The 1,312-nt window shown below is 61.1% G+C and carries 1 protein-coding gene and 1 other annotated feature; the gene reads right to left on the bottom strand.

Annotation, left to right across the window (positions count from 1 at the left end):
- Positions 1 to 39: 39 nt before the first annotated feature.
- Positions 40 to 1,262 (bottom strand): IS3 family transposase gene (locus EGJ86_RS24850; protein WP_125836943.1). Its coding sequence is split into 2 segments (ribosomal slippage): positions 40 to 977 and positions 977 to 1,262, totalling 1,224 coding nucleotides; the frame shifts between segments, so codons are not numbered across the junction.
- Positions 868 to 984: a sequence feature (AL1L pseudoknot), on the bottom strand. It overlaps the preceding gene by 117 nt.
- Positions 1,263 to 1,312 lie beyond the last annotated feature (50 nt).

A 1,312-nucleotide genomic window follows, 5' to 3' on the forward strand; every position in this document is an offset into this window, starting at 1 on the left:
TGAATCGCCCCGGCTTTTGTGGAGGCCGTTTCGTTTAAGTCAGGCCGCCATGGCCTGACCTGCTTGTTGCTGGTGGAAGTTTGCCTCAGCCTCCGCAGGCGGGATATAGCCGATTGAGCTCAACAGGCGCTGGTGGTTGTACCAGTGCACCCATTTCAAGGTCGCCATCTCAACAGCCTCGCGGCTCTTCCACGACTGGCGGTAAATCAGCTCGGCCTTGTACAGCCCGTTGATAGTCTCAGCCAAGGCGTTGTCGTAGCTGTCGCCCTTGCTGCCAACCGAGGGTTCAATACCAGCCTCTGCCAGCCGCTCGGTGTAGCGGATCGAGACATACTGGCTGCCACGGTCGCTGTGATGGATCAGACCACCCGTGCAATGCGGCTGGCGGGCATACAGGGCTTGCTCCAGAGCATCCAGCACGAAGTCGGTCTTCATGCTGGTACTGACTCGCCAGCCAACGATCCGCCGCGCAAACACGTCAATCACGAAGGCCACATACAGCCAGCCCTGCCAGGTCGACACGTACGTGAAGTCCGACACCCACAGCTGATTTGGACGGTCGGCATGGAACTGGCGCTGCACACGATCCAGCGGACAGAGCGACTTGTCGCCGGCCACCGTTGTTCGCATGACCTGGCCGCGCCTGATGCCCTGTAATCCAGCCCGACGCATCAACCGCTCCACCGTGCATCTGGCCACCTCGGTGCCTTCTCGCCGGAGTTGCTTCCAGACCTTCATCGCGCCATAACACTGCATGTTGGTGTCCCATACACGCTGGATTTCCAGGATCAATGCGTCATCGCGTCGAGCACGGCAGCAACGTAATGCCGGGTTGCGCTGCTGAGCCGCGTGCCTGCGGTAACCGGACGGGGCGATCTGCAAGACACGGCAGATCGACTCGACCCCGAGACGGTCACGATGCTGATCGACAAATGCCCTCAGGACTTGGTGCGGCGGTCGAGCTCCGCCTGGGCAAAATACGCACTGGCCAGGCGCAGAATCTCGTTGGCTTTGCGCAGCTCGCGGTTCTCGCGCTCCAGGGCCTTTATGCGCTCGCGCTCTTCGCTGGTCTGACCAGGGCGCTGACCGGCATCGGTCTGCTGGCGGCGAATCCAGCCATGCAGGGTTTGCGCTGCGCAGCCGATTTTCGGCGCAATGGCCTCAATGGCCGCCCACTCGGAGGGGTAGTCGTTCAGGTGTTCCAGAACCATGCGCACAGCACGTTCACGGACTTCGGGGGAGTAGGTCGTAGTCTTTCTCATGGCCTCATCTTCTCAAGAGTTGAGGCCTCCACGAAACCCGAGGCGATTCA

Source organism: Pseudomonas sp. o96-267, assembly GCF_003935465.1.
In the GTDB taxonomy this organism is placed as follows: domain Bacteria; phylum Pseudomonadota; class Gammaproteobacteria; order Pseudomonadales; family Pseudomonadaceae; genus Aquipseudomonas; species Aquipseudomonas sediminis.